Raw genomic sequence first — 12,606 nt, 5'->3', positions numbered from 1 at the left:
GTTACGGACGCCCACGACGCCGGCCCGGACGGGCCGCGGGCACGAGCGGGGGCGGGGGCGATGCTGCGTCCGCCGCGCAACCGGGTGGACCGGCGGGCGGTGCGGGTGTGGACCATCGAGCTGCTGTTCCTGACCGTGCCCGTGGCGGCCGGGGCCGTCGCCGCCTACTGGATCTTCACCTCCCATCCGGTCTGGCTCGGCGTCCTGACCGGCGGCTTCGCCGTCCTGATCCTGGGTCTGGCCCTCGCCGCCCCGCACGCCTACCGGCGGCTGAACCGGTGGGAGGTGACCGACGAGGCGGTCTACACCCGCACGGGCTGGTTCACCCACGTCTGGCGGGTGGCCCCGATGTCGCGCATCCAGACGGTCGACACCGAGCGGGGGCCGGTGAAGCGGCTGTTCGGGCTGGCCGACGTGACGGTGACCACCGCCTCGTCGGCGGGGGCGATCAAGATCGAGGCGCTGGATCACGAGCTGGCCGCCGAGCTGGCGGAGCGGCTGACCGCGATGACGCAGGCCACGCCGGGTGATGCCACGTGACGGCCTGGCGGCCCCTGCACCGGCGGAGCCTGGCCGCCTCGGCGGCGATGTCGACGGCGATCGTGGTCCCCGTCGTGGCCGTCCTGATCAGGACCCTGCCCCACGACTGGACGGTCCCGGCCCGCGCCGGCATGATCGCGGGCGCGGCGGCGCTCATCGTCGCGGGGGTCCTGGTGTTCGACCTGCTACGGCTGCGCACCACCGCCTGGCGGCTCACCGGCGAGCGGCTGGAGCTGCGCTCGGGCATCGCCTTCCGCGAGCACCGCTCCGTCCCCCGCGACAGGATCCGCAGCGTCGATCTCACGGCCGATCCCGTACGGCGCGTCCTGGGCCTGACCGTCGTCAAGATCGGCACGGGCGAGCACGCCTCCGGCGAGCGCGCGATGCTGACCCTCGATCCCCTGTCCCGGCGGGACGCCGAGGAACTGCGCGGCGTCCTGCTGGGCGAGGCCGGGCAGGAGGGCCGTGACGTCCCGCCCCGCGACGTCCCCCTCGCCGAACTGGACTGGTCGTGGCTCAGGCTCGCGCCGCTGACCGTGTGGACCGTCGCGGGCGGCGCGCTGATCGCGGGCCTCGCCTACAAGCCGCTGGACGCGCTCGGCGTCGACCTGTTCGAGTCGGGCGCCGCCGCGGAGCTGTGGCGCTGGGTCACCACCCGCCCGTGGCCCGCGATCCCGCTGCTCCTGGCGGTCAACGTCCTGGTGGGACTGGTCGGAGCGGTGGCGGTGTTCGCCACCGCGTGGGGGCGCTACCGGCTGGAACGCGAGCCCGGCGGGTTGCGGCTGAGCAGGGGCCTGCTCACCACCCGCTCGCTGACGCTGGAGGAGCGCCGGCTCCGCGGGGTGGAGCTCGTCGAGCCCCTCCTGCTGCGGCTCGGCGGCGGCGCGCGGGTCAAGGCGGTGGCCGCCGGACTGCGGAAGAAGGAGGAGAACGAGGCCGACGACGTCGCCATGCTCACTCCCCCGATGCCGCGGGCGGCGGCCGGACGGGTGGCGGAGCGGATCGCCGGAGCGCCGCTGCCGGGTCCGCACCACCGCACGCCCCCGGCCCCCGGCTCCCGTACGCCCCCGATCCCGGATCCCCACGTGCGCTCTCACGCGCGTCCGGATCTGCGCCCCCATCCCAGGGCCGCCAGGACCAGGAGGCTGCGCGCGACGGTCATGTCCACCGCGTTCCTCTCGGCGGCGGCCGCGGCGGCGACGTGGTCGTGGTCCCCGCCGTCGCCCTGGAACTGGGCGTGGACGGTGCCGCTGCTCGCCCTCCCGGTCACGACGTGGCTGGCGGTGGACGCCGCCCGGGGGCTCGGTCACGCGCTGGGCGAGCGGCACCTGGTGACGCGCGCGGGCTCGGTCGTGCGGCGCACCGTCGCCCTCGACCGCGGCGGCATCGTCGGCTGGACCGTCAGCGAGTCGTACTTCCAGCGCAGGCTCGGCCTCATCACGGTCTCGGCGACCACGGCGGCGGGCGACGGTCACTACGACGTGCTGGACGTGGGCGCGCAGGAGGGGCTCGGCCTGGCGGCGCGAGCCGTACCGGGCCTGCTCGGCCCCTTCCTCGGCATCCCCGGACCCGGAGATCCAGGAGCGGGAGAGCCCCGAGCCGGAGAGCCCGGAGAGGGAGCGTCCCCGTCCGAGGCGCCACGGGCCGGGGCCGTGCGATCCGGAACGCCGGAGACCGGGGCGCCCGGGTCCGGAGCCCGGCTCACCGGCCTCCCGGATCGTCCGCGTACCCCGCCAGCCGGGCGGCCAGGTCCCTGACCTCCGCGCGCAGGCCGTCCGGCTCCAGGATCGTGAACGGCCAGCCCAGCCCGGCCAGCATCTGCGCCATCCCGTCCAGCCGCTCGGCCCGCGCCGTCAGCAGCACCCCGCCGGGCTCCTCGGACAGCGCGGCGGCCTCGGCCGGGATCCGGCGGCGCGCCTGCTCCAGCGTGGTCTCCAGCAGCACCCGCACCTCGTGGCGGTACGGCACCGCCGACAGCGACCGCGCCACGTGCGCGGTCGCGTCGAAGCCCTCCGGCGGCGCGAAGGCCCGCTCGGTCCGGGCGGCCTCCGAGACCCGGTCCACCCGGAAGGTGCGGATCTCCCCGCTGCGGTGGTCGAGCCCGGTGAGGTACCACCGGCCGGAGTGGAAGACGATGCCGTACGGGTCCAGGTCCCGCTCCGACGACTCCCCCTTCCAGGACCGGTAGGCCAGCCGTACCGTGCGCCGCCTGCGGACGGCGTCGGCCAGCGCCAGCAGCGGCCCCGCCCGGGGCGTGCTGGCCGCCGCCGGGGCCCGGGTGTGCTCCAGCGTCCGGGTGACCGCCTCGACCCGCTCGCGCAGCGCCTGCGGCAGCACCCGCCGGATCTTCGCCAGCGCGCTCTCGGTGGCCGTCTCCCCCACCGCCAGTCCGGTCCGCCGCCCGGCCAGCAGTCCCAGCACCACGGCCGTCGCCTCGTCGTCGGTGAACATCAGCGGCGGCAGCTTGTAGCCCGGCAACAGCCGGTAGCCGCCGTACCGGCCCCGCTCGGCCTCCACCGGCACGCCGAGCTCGGTCAGCTTCACGGCGTAGCGGCGCACGGTGCGTTCGTCCACCTCCAGCCGCTCGGCCAGTTCCGGCCCGGTCAGACCGGGGGCGGCCTGCAGCAACTCCAGCAGCGCGAGCACGCGGAGAACAGTCATGAGAATCCCTGGGAAATCCGGACCGAATCTGCCCGGATTCGATTCTACGGTGGAACCACAGCGAGAACGACGGGCGGAAACGCCTCTAAGGAGAGACCATGAACGAGCACGTCGACGGGACCGTCCAGCCGCGGGCGAAGGGCACCTACGTCCTGGTCCCCGGGTTCTGGCTCGGCGCCTGGGCCTGGGAGAAGGTCACCGCGCGTCTGCGCGCGGCCGGCCACGACGTCCACCCCGTCACCCTCACCGGGCTCGGCGACCGGGCGCATCTCGCCACCCCGGAGACCGACCTGGAGACGCACATCCAGGACGTCGTCAACACCATCGTCTACGCCGACCTGCACGACGTCATCCTCGTCGGTCACAGCGGCGGCGGCACGCCCGTCACCGGCGCGGCCGACCGCGTCCCCGAGCGCGTCGCCCGCGTGGTCTACCTCGACAGCGGCCCGCTCGCCGACGGCATGTCCCAGATGGACATGAACGAGCCCGAGTGGAACGCCTTCGTCGAGGAGCGCGTCGCCGGGCAGGGCGGCGGCACCGGCTACCCGCTCCCCTCCTGGGACGAGCACGAGCGGGCCGGGGCCAGCCTGGAGGGCCTGGGCGAGGCCGAGCGGGAGTGGTTCGCCTCCCGCGCGGCGGCGCAGCCGTACCGGACCATGACCCAGCCGTTGCGGCTCACCGGCGGCGCGGACAAGCTCCCCAAGACGCTCATCTCCTGCTCCTTCCCTCTGGAACAGGTCCACGCGATGATCGAGACGGGGCACCCGTTCTTCGCCGCGCTGGCCGGCCCGGAGTGGAGCTTCGCCGCGGTGCCCACGGGCCACTGGCCGATGTTCTCCGAGCCGGAGCGGACCGCCGCCGCCCTCGCCGCCCTGGCGGAGTGAGCAGCCCTGACATAGCGATTAGGACAGTGTTTTAGCCGCATAGGTCCACGAAGGAGGCAGCGGTAGTCTGAAGTCCGGAAGACGTAAGTTCAGTAATGAATCCAGAAATTCCGGACATTTTCACGACGAACGGCGATGGGTGGGGTAGTGCGCCAAGTCAAGGACGTACGGCTGGGGGATCACCTGTGCCTGGCGTTCGCACACGAGGCCGAGCAGCGTGAGGTGGCCTCCGCCTTCGTCACCGCCGGGCTGGAGCGCGGCGAGCGGGTGCTCTACTTCACCGACGGCCCCACGGGCGACCGGGTGCGGCGATGGCTGGAGGAGTCCGGCGTCGACGTCGCGGAGGCGATGGCGACCGGACGGCTGGGCATCCGGTCGGCTGAGGACACTTACCTGGCCGCGGGCCGGTTCGACCCCGACGCGATGATCGACGCCTTGCGGGAGGAGGTCGACCGGAGCCTGGCGGCCGGGTTCGCCGGGTTCCGGGTCAGCGGGGAGATGGGCTGGGCCCTGCGGGGAATGGCCGGCGCCGAGCGGCTGGAGGAGTACGAGCGGCGCGTCACCGCGCTGTTCGACGAGGGCGTGTCGGCGGCGATCTGCCTCTACGACACGCGGGTTTTCCCCGCCGACCGGCTCAGCGCGCTGATCGGCAGTCATCCGGGACGAGTTCAGATGAACGCACTGGTGCACGAAGGTCCGTTGCGGGTCATTCCCTCCTTCGATCCCGCCGGGAGCCGGGTGCTGCGCGTCGCCGGCGCGATCGACCACGACAGCGCCACCGCCTGGAGCGCCGCCCTGCGCGGCGCGATCGGCGGGAACGGGCTCGGCGGCGACCTCCAGATCGACATGTCGGAGCTGGAGTTCATCGACGTGGCGGGGCTGCGCGCCCTGGTGCGCACGGCCGGCGAGCTGGAGGACGGACGGCGCCTGAGGGTGACGCGTCTGGCGCCGCGGCTGAACGAGATCGTCCGCCTGGTGGGCTGGGATCAGACGACCGGCCTGATCATCGACGCAGAGAGCTTTCCCTCATGACTGCCTCCCCCACTCAGAGAGTTCCGGAACTGGTTCACCACGCGCTGATCTACGACAGCGACGAGGCGTTCCTCGCGGCCACCGCCGGTTTCTGCCTGGACGGTCTGGCGGCGGGCGACAAAGTGCTGGCGGTGACCACCGCCGCCAACATCGGCCTGCTGAAGGACGGCCTGGGCCAGATCTCCGACGGCGTGCAGTTCGTCACCGCCCAGGACTGGTACGACACCCCGGGGCGCACCCTGGCCGCCTACAACCGCTACGTCAACGCCCACAAGACGCACCACCGGCGCGTCCGCATCATCGGCGAGCCGGTCTGGCACGGCCGCAGCCCCGCGGAGGAAGCCGAGTGGACGCGGTACGAGTCCGTGATCAACGCCGCGTTCGAGGGCAGTCCCGCCTGGATCGTGTGCCCCTACGACGAACGGGTGCTGCCCGAGCGCGTCGTGTCAGACGCCCGCCGCACCCACCCGCAACTGCTCACCGGCGACACCGCGCGGGACAGCCGGGTCTACACCGACCCGGCCGCGTTCACCCACGCCAGCGACCATCTCCCGCTCCCCCTCCCGCCCGCCGGGACCCACGTGGAGAGCACGTTCGACGCCGACCTCGGCCGGACGCGACGGCTGGTGTCCGCCTGGGCGACAGCGCTCGGCCTGGCGGACGGGACGGCCGGCCGGCTGGTGCTGGCCGTCAACGAGGTCGTCGTCAACGCCGTGCGGCACGGCGGCGGGCACGGGCGGATCCGGTTGTGGGCCGATCACTCGGTCATCCGCTGCGACGTCACCGACTCCGGGCGACTGCGGGCGCCGTTCCCCGGTTACCTTCCGCCCGACCCCGCCGCCGACCGCGGCCACGGGCTGTGGGTGGTGCGCCAGCTGTGCGACCTGCTGGAGATCCGCGGCGGCGAGCACGGCACCCAGGTCCGCCTGCACCTGAGCCGCGCCTGACGGACGGTCAGGGCGCAGCCGCCGGCTCCCGGACGGACGGGCCGACCCAGTCGTCGACCGCGTCGAAGGTCTGCGCGGCGATCAGCCGCTGACCGTCGGCGTTGGGATGGAAGTAGTCCCACCGGCTCACGTGGTCCAGCGTGAACCGGTAGTCGAACAGGGCGTTGCCGTCGAAGCGGCACGCCGGTCCGTAGTCGGCGCAGACCCGGGCCAGGGCCGCGTTGTAGGCGACCACCCGGGCACGCACCCGGTCGCGGCGCGCCCGGTCGGCCCCGGCCGTGGAGGTCGGTCTGGCCAGCATGGTCGGGCAGATCCTGGCGACCGCCCAGAAGCCGCGCGCGATCGGATCGTCCTTGCCCACCTGCCACAGCCGCTTGATGTCGGGGATGCTGGCCACGAGCACCCGCCCGTCGGGCCGTCCCTGCCGGAACAGCCGCAGCGCCTCGGCCACCCGCCGCTGGTAGACGCCGACCGGCGTCATCCTGCGCTCCTCCGGCACGCAGGCGTCCTGGGCGCCGATCAGGATCGTCACGTAGTCGGCCCGCCGCGCGATCGCCTGCCGCATCTGCCCGGCCAGGTTGGCGCTCGTCGCCCCGGGGACGGCGAGGTTGACGTTGTGCCCCCCGATGTCCCCGCCCGCGGCGCGCAGCCGCAGGTAATGACTGCGCACGTCGGCATGGTCCCCGGCCGACCAGGAACGGGAGGTGCACGAGACGTACCAGCCGCAGGCGTTGAACCCCGCGCTGATCGAGTCTCCCAGCGCCGCCATGACCGCGGGCCGCCACGGTTGCGCGGGGACCGCCGCCGCCGGATCCGCCGAGACGGCGGTGACGGACAGCAGGGCTGTCACCGTTGTGAATGTGGTCACAGTCCTGCGGGTCATCGGGCCTCCGGTCATGAGATCACTTCTGATCCGGATGTATCACCGCAGGACAGAGACGCGCCGTGGATTGACCAACTGCTTTGGTTTCCTTGACAGCCGTCAGTGCGCATGCTTGCCCAGGGGTGCTTATCGAACACGTTCAGTTTCCGCATAGAGTGTTGTGGGTGAGAGTCGCGCTCGGATTGATCCGTCCTCTCGTGGCGAAGACCACCCTCGTCGGCGACCCCGGCGACCTGGTCTCACGTCTTCCTGGCACGGCCCCCTACGCCTGGATCAGGCATGGCGAAGGGCTGGTCGCATGGGGTGAGGCCGCGCGGGTGACGGTGCCTCCGGGCCCCGACCGCTTCGAGTGGGCCCGTGACTGGCTGTCGGCCACCTTCGGCGAGGCCGACGTCGAGGACGAGGTGCGCGTCCCGGGCTCCGGCCCGGTCGCCTTCGGCTCCTTCACCTTCGACCCGGCCTCCCCCGGCTCGGTGCTCGTCGTCCCCCGCGCCGTCCTCGCCCGCCGCGACGGCCTCGCCTGGCTGACCACCATCGGCGAGGAACTGCTCGACCCGGTCCTCCCGCTCGACGACCCCGGCAGGATCCGCTACGGCGACGGCAGCCTGACCGCCCCCGAGTGGGAGCACGCGGTGGCGCGGGCCGTGGGGCTGATCCGTTCCGGACGCCTGCAGAAGGCCGTCCTCGCCCGCGACCTGACCGCCGTCGCCGAACGGCCCATCGATGTCCGGCTGCTGCTGTCCCGGCTGGCCGAGCGCTTCCCCGAGTGCTACACCTTCTCCTGCGCGGGCCTGGTCGGCGCCACCCCGGAGCTGCTGGTCCGCCACACCGGCGAGATGATCGAGTCCCTGGTCCTGGCCGGCACGGCCCCCAGGGGCACCGACGCGGCCGACGACCTCGCCCGCGGGGCCGCCCTGTTCGCCTCGGAGAAGGACCGGCAGGAGCACATCTGCGCGGTGGAGTCGGTCCGCGAGGCCCTCTCCCCCCTCTGCTCCGAGCTGAAGGTGCCCGAGGAGCCCGAGCTGCTCGTGCTCCCCAACGTCCAGCACCTGGCCAGCCCGGTCACCGGCCGCCTGGCCGCCGGCGCCTCGGTGCTGGACGTGGTGGCGGCCATGCACCCCACCGCCGCCGTGGGCGGCACCCCCACGGCCACCGCCCTGGAGGTCATCCGCGAGCTCGAGGGCATGGACCGGGCCGGATACGCCGGACCGGTCGGCTGGATCGACGCCCGGGGCGACGGCGAGTGGGGCATCGCCCTGCGCTGCGCCCAGATCACCGGCTCCCGCGCCCGGCTGTTCGCCGGCTGCGGCATCATGGGCGGCTCCAACCCTGCCTCGGAGCTGGCCGAGGCCCAGGCCAAACTCCGCGTCATGCAGTACGCCCTGGAGGGCTGAACCGCCCGCGCGCTCCTCCTCCCGGCGCCCGGCGCCACCCGCCGGGCGGACCGGGCGGCCGGTCAGAGGGCGGCGTAGGCCGCCTCGACCAGCGCCATCTTCCGGGGGTCGTCGGAGATCTGCACCCCCATGTGGTTCATCACGTAGCCGATGGACAGCCGCGCCTCGGGGTCGGCCAGCCCGAACGAGCCGCCGTAGCCGTCGTGCCCGAACGCCCGGGGGTTGGGCCCGTAGGAGCCGCGCGCGCCACTCAGCCAGTAGCCCAGCGCGATCTCGGTCTCCCCGCCGAAGCCGGCGCCGAGCACGAGGTCGACGCAGGAGCCCTGGCCCTGCCAGGCGCGCTCGACCGCCTCCGCCGAGAGCAGCCGGCGGCCGTCCCAGCTGCCGCCGCACGCCATGACGCCGTACAGCGCGGCCACGGCCCGCGCCGTGCCGTGGCCGTTGGCGGCAGGGACCTCCGCGCGGCGCCAGGCCGGGGTGTTGGCCCCCTCCGCGCCGAAGAGCGGATTGGCCAGGGCCGCGAGCGCGGCCGGGTGCATCTGGGCGTAGATCTCCGCCTGCTCGCTCCCCGCGGGCGGGGGCTCCTGGACCAGCTCGGCGACCCGGCCGTCCTCCGACTCCGGCAGCCCGACGGCGAAGTCGAGGCCCAGCGGCCCGGTGACCTCCTCGCGCAGGAAACGCCCGACGGTCCGGCCGTCGATCCGCCGGACGACCTCGCCGACCAGGTACCCGTAGGTCAGCGCGTGGTAGCCGGACCGGCTGCCCGGCTCCCACCAGGGCTCCATGGCGGCCAGCCGCGAGGTCATCAGCTCCCAGTCGAGCAGGTCGTCTCCGGTGGTCGGCTCGCGGGTCCCGGAGAGGCCGGCCCGGTGCGAGAGCAGCCAGCGCACCGGCAGGTCCCGCTTGCCCGCGGCGGCGAACTCCGGCCAGTAGGAGGCGACCGGCGCGTCGAGGTCGAGCAGGCCGCGATCGGCCAGCATGTGGACGCAGAGCGCGACGATCCCCTTGGTGGTGGACCAGGCGTTGACCAGGGTGTCGCGCTCCCACGGCCGGGTGCGCGCCCGGTCGGCGTGCCCGCCCCACAGGTCGGCGACGGTCGTGCCGTCCACCGTCACCGCGACCGCCGCGCCGATCTCGCCGCGGGCGGAGAAGTTCTCCTCGAAGGCCTTGCGGACCCCTTCGAAACGGTCGTCGCAGTCTCCGTGAATCGCCACCATGGCGGGCCCTCCTCACCGTTCGCCTTACCGTACCGACTAGTCGGTTTGCAGAGAAGGGGGCAGCGCGACTCCGGAGGCTTCCTCGGTGGGACGGCCGACGCCGGCGGCCCGGGAGAACCGGAAGGCGCCGAGACCCCGGGCGGGTCTCGGCGCCTTCGCAGGCCGTGCCGTCTCGCGGCCCGTGCCGTCAGCCGGCGTGGTGCTTGCCCTTGCGCCGGTCCACCAGCCGGACCCAGATGAAGATCACGACGGCGAGCAGGACGACTCCCAGCACGGCCTTGGAGACGATCCCCATGTACTGCTCGATCAGGTGGTACTGCTCACCGAGGGCGTATCCGGCCATGATGAAGGCCGTGTTCCAGATGAGGCTGCCGGCCAGGGTGAGGATGGTGAAGATCGAGAGCGGCATGCGCTCGACGCCGGCCGGGATCGAGATCAGGCTGCGGAAGATGGGAATCATCCGCCCGAAGAAGACCGTCTTCTTCCCGTGCCTGGCGAACCACGCCTCGGTCTTCTCGATGTCGGAGACGTTGATCAGCGGCAGCTTGGAGGCGATGAAGATCACCCGCTCCCGGCCGAGCAGCGCGCCGACCCCGTAGAGCACCAGCGCGCCGACCACCGAGCCGAGGGTGGTCCAGAGCACCGCGTCGAACAGGCTCATCTTCCCCTCACTCTGGCTGGCGGTGAACCCGGCCAGCGGCAGGATCACCTCGCTGGGCAGCGGGGGGAACAGGTTCTCCAGGGCGATCGCGATCCCGGCCCCGGGCGCTCCCAGGGCCTCCATGATGCTGATCGCCCACCCGGCGACCCCGTCGACAGTCGATGAACTCATGCCCCAAGGCTAGGGACACCGGGATATGCCGTGCATGAGGCGTGCCGCCGATCTCTCCTGGCCGGAGCCCCAGCACGGGGGTGCGGAAAACCCCAGCCGCGCGCCGTACGGCCCCGCCACACGGAGAACCCGACCGACCACCCCCGAATCCTGCGACGTTTCCGCACGTCAGGAAGGCATGAGCGGCACGTGGAGGAGAATCCCGAGAAATCCGGCGAACCGGCCAGAGGGGACGAGAGGGCGCTACCGATGATCGACTCAACCCTTCCCTCCCCGCCGAGTGTGACTTATCTCATAGTTTCAATGCGCCGCGCCAAGATTCGGCCCAGCCGCCGCCCGGAGAGGCGCGCCGATTGTCGGTCGCCCACGGCAGACTCGGCGCGCGGATGTGGGACGAATACGGCAAGATCGCTCTCATCCGCCGGGCGATCCGCCCCGCACACCCGGCGCACACGAGGAGGAGCCATGGCCCGGAGAACCACCCCGCCCGCCGAGGGCGCGGCCACGGCGACCCCGCACGAGGTGGCCCTGCTCAGGCTCGCCGCCCAGCACATCGCCGGTCCCGGCCTGCCGGGCCCGGCCGAGGTCGTCCGGCGGCTGACCGCCGTGCAGGCGCAGGATCCCGCCGGAGTGGTCACCTCGGTCGCGCTGCGCGCCGCCGCGGGCACCCGCCAGGCCGTGGAGTCCGCGTTCGACGCCGGCGAGATCGTCAAGTCGTGGCCGATGCGGGGCACCCTCCACCTCGTCGTGGCCGAGGACCTGCCCTGGATCCTCGGTCTCACCGCACCGCGCATACTGGCCTCGGCCGCCGCCCGCCGCGCCGAGCTCGGCCTGGACGCCCCGACGCTGGAGCGGGCCCGGCGGCTGGCCGTGGACGCGCTGGCGGGCGGGAACCGGCTGCGCCGCGACGAGCTGCTGGCCGCGTGGCGGGAGGGCGGCCTGGACACGACGGGGCAGCGCGGCTACCACATGGTGGGGAACCTGGCCCAGACCGGGACGCTCTGCTTCGGGCCGGTCCGCGACGGCGAGCAGCTGCTCGTGCTCGTCGAGGAGTGGATCCCGCGGCCCCGGCGCCTCGAACGCGAGGAGGCCCTCGGCGAGCTGGCCCTGCGCTACTTCACCGGCCACGGCCCGGCCACCGTCAAGGACTTCACCCGGTGGACGAGCCTCCTGGCGGCCGACGTCCGGGCCGGGCTCGCCCTCGCCCGGCCGCGCCTCGCCCGCCTCGACGTCGGCGGGGTCGAGCACCTCATGGCCCCCGAGACGCCCGCCCTGCTCGACGCCTGCCGCGACCGGGCACGGGGCGTCTTCCTGCTGCCCGGGTTCGACGAGTTCATCCTGGGCTACCAGGACCGCGGCGCCGTCCTGGCCGCCGAGTTCGCCGACCGCATCGTCCCCGGCGGCAACGGCGTCTTCCGGCCGACGGTCGTCGCCGACGGGCGCGTCCTGGGCACCTGGAAGCACACCGGCCGCGGCGCGAAGCGGACGATCGAGGCGACGCCGTTCGAGTCCTTCCCCGACGAGGTCACCGAGGCGATTGCGGGCCTGTACGTCGCCCTGCCGTGAGCCCCGGTCTCAGCGGGTCTCCCTGAGGTGGACCGCCGCCCCCGGCTCGACGGACGCCCGGCCCGCCGTCAGCGTGGCGACCCAGGCGGAGAACCCGTCCAGCTCCGGCTCGCGCACCAGTGCCTCGACCTCGACCCGGGCGCCGTAGACGACCCGCCCGACCTCGTACGGCGAGGCCCGCAGGCTGTTCTCCAGGCGCCCGGCCAGCACGTGGTCCACGGTCACCGTCACGGCCCGCGCGGGAACCATCGTCACCGTGGCCGCCAGATCCAGCGTCTTGGCGACCGCGCCGCCGTACGCGCGCACCAGCCCGCCCGCGCCCAGCTTCACCCCGCCGAAGTAGCGGGTGACCACCGCGACCACGTCGCCCATCCCCCGCCGCAGCAGCGTCTCCAGCATCGGCGCCCCGGCCGTGCCGCCGGGCTCGCCGTCGTCGTCGGAGCGCTGGACCCTCCGGTCCCCGCCGATCACGTAGGCGGAGCAGTTGTGCGTGGCGTCGGCGTGCAGCTCCTTGCGCCCGGCCACGACCTCCCGCGCGGCCGCCTCCGAGGGGACCGGCTCCAGGACGCAGATGAACCGCGATCCCTTGATCTCGATCTCGTGCTCGATCGGCTCTTCCAGCGTCAGGTACGGCTCTGCCACCCCCGAAG

12 protein-coding genes are annotated in these 12,606 nt (G+C 73.5%); 7 read left to right on the top strand and 5 right to left on the bottom strand.

Annotated features, from left to right (window positions below; translation table 11 throughout):
* The first annotated feature begins 60 nt into the window (after positions 1–60).
* Positions 61–540, top strand: coding sequence for a PH domain-containing protein (locus Plo01_RS34475; RefSeq protein WP_203894985.1), 480 nt, complete (start codon positions 61–63; stop codon positions 538–540).
* Positions 537–2,297 carry a PH domain-containing protein gene (locus tag Plo01_RS34470; protein WP_203894953.1) on the top strand — a complete coding sequence of 587 codons (1,761 nt, stop codon included), beginning with the start codon at positions 537–539 and terminating at the stop codon, positions 2,295–2,297. The genes Plo01_RS34475 and Plo01_RS34470 overlap by 4 nt, the downstream gene beginning before the upstream one ends.
* On the opposite strand, the gene Plo01_RS34465 is transcribed toward Plo01_RS34470, so the two are convergent.
* Complete coding sequence (locus Plo01_RS34465; RefSeq protein ID WP_203894952.1) at positions 2,242–3,201, bottom strand: helix-turn-helix transcriptional regulator; 960 nt, start codon at positions 3,199–3,201, stop codon at positions 2,242–2,244. The genes Plo01_RS34470 and Plo01_RS34465 overlap by 56 nt on opposite strands.
* A 98-nt stretch (positions 3,202–3,299) precedes the next feature.
* Here Plo01_RS34465 and Plo01_RS34460 point away from each other — a divergent pair, with 98 nt between their 5' ends.
* The 3 genes from Plo01_RS34460 to Plo01_RS34450 all read left to right on the top strand — a co-directional run bounded on the left by Plo01_RS34460 (position 3,300) and on the right by Plo01_RS34450 (position 6,064).
* Complete coding sequence (locus Plo01_RS34460) at positions 3,300–4,085, top strand: alpha/beta fold hydrolase (protein ID WP_203894951.1); 786 nt, start codon at positions 3,300–3,302, stop codon at positions 4,083–4,085.
* Positions 4,086–4,232: 147 nt separating this feature from the next.
* On the top strand, positions 4,233–5,117 hold the full coding sequence (locus Plo01_RS34455) for an MEDS domain-containing protein (RefSeq protein WP_203894950.1): 885 nt from the start codon (positions 4,233–4,235) through the stop codon (positions 5,115–5,117).
* Entirely contained in the window at positions 5,114–6,064 is a 951-nt protein-coding gene (locus Plo01_RS34450) for an anti-sigma factor RsbA family regulatory protein (RefSeq protein WP_203894949.1), read from the top strand. Before Plo01_RS34455 ends, Plo01_RS34450 begins: the two co-directional genes overlap by 4 nt.
* A 7-nt stretch (positions 6,065–6,071) precedes the next feature.
* Here Plo01_RS34450 and Plo01_RS34445 read toward each other — a convergent pair whose 3' ends face one another.
* Entirely contained in the window at positions 6,072–6,914 is an 843-nt protein-coding gene (locus tag Plo01_RS34445) for a GDSL-type esterase/lipase family protein (protein WP_239317633.1), read from the bottom strand.
* A 197-nt stretch (positions 6,915–7,111) separates the two neighbouring features.
* On the opposite strand from Plo01_RS34445, the gene Plo01_RS34440 reads away from it, so the two are divergent.
* Entirely contained in the window at positions 7,112–8,341 is a 1,230-nt protein-coding gene (locus Plo01_RS34440; RefSeq protein WP_239317630.1) for an isochorismate synthase, read from the top strand.
* A gap of 62 nt (positions 8,342–8,403) precedes the next feature.
* On the opposite strand, the gene Plo01_RS34435 is transcribed toward Plo01_RS34440, so the two are convergent.
* Both Plo01_RS34435 and Plo01_RS34430 read right to left on the bottom strand, forming a co-directional pair.
* Positions 8,404–9,558: a serine hydrolase domain-containing protein gene (locus Plo01_RS34435; RefSeq protein ID WP_203894946.1), complete on the bottom strand. Its 1,155-nt coding sequence runs from the start codon at positions 9,556–9,558 to the stop codon at positions 8,404–8,406.
* A gap of 187 nt (positions 9,559–9,745) precedes the next feature.
* Positions 9,746–10,390, bottom strand: a complete 645-nt coding sequence (locus Plo01_RS34430) for a DedA family protein (RefSeq protein WP_203894945.1) — start codon at positions 10,388–10,390, stop codon at positions 9,746–9,748.
* A 465-nt stretch (positions 10,391–10,855) separates the two neighbouring features.
* Here Plo01_RS34430 and Plo01_RS34425 point away from each other — a divergent pair, with 465 nt between their 5' ends.
* Positions 10,856–11,956, top strand: a complete 1,101-nt coding sequence (locus Plo01_RS34425) for a winged helix DNA-binding domain-containing protein (protein ID WP_203894944.1) — start codon at positions 10,856–10,858, stop codon at positions 11,954–11,956.
* A 9-nt stretch (positions 11,957–11,965) separates the two neighbouring features.
* Here Plo01_RS34425 and Plo01_RS34420 read toward each other — a convergent pair whose 3' ends face one another.
* Positions 11,966–12,598, bottom strand: coding sequence for a YigZ family protein (locus Plo01_RS34420; RefSeq protein ID WP_203894943.1), 633 nt, complete (start codon positions 12,596–12,598; stop codon positions 11,966–11,968).
* Positions 12,599–12,606 lie beyond the last annotated feature (8 nt).

Origin of the sequence: Planobispora longispora, from assembly GCF_016863135.1 — a bacterium.
Classification (GTDB): Bacteria; Actinomycetota; Actinomycetes; order Streptosporangiales; family Streptosporangiaceae; genus Planobispora; species Planobispora longispora.
Note: the sequence above shows the minus strand (reverse complement) of the source record. Positions and strands in the feature narration are given on the sequence as shown.